Here is a 262-nt window from a genome sequence, read left to right on the forward strand (position 1 = left end):
GGCCACGGCACGGTGACCGGCAAGGTCGGCTGGCGCGGCGGCCCGACCGCGGTCGATCTGCCGTCGCTCGGCGGCCAGGTCGCGGTCGATCTGGAGCACGGCCAGATCCTGAAGGTCGATCCGGGCGCCGCGAAACTGCTCGGCGTGCTGAGCCTGCAGAGCCTCGCGCGCTTCCTGACGCTGAATTTCCGCGACGTGGTCGGTAAGGGCCTGCCGTTCGACAAGATCACGGGCACCAGCCGGATCTCGAACGGGATCGCGC

General features: G+C 70.2%; 1 protein-coding gene. It reads left to right on the forward strand.

Going from position 1 to position 262, the window contains the following annotated elements; all coding sequences use genetic code 11:
* Nucleotides 1-262 (forward strand): YhdP family protein (locus tag ACPYOI_RS36425; RefSeq protein WP_481424223.1); only part of this gene is annotated, 262 nt, incomplete at both ends.

This window comes from Rhizobium sp. SVR5-2C, from assembly GCF_056755115.1.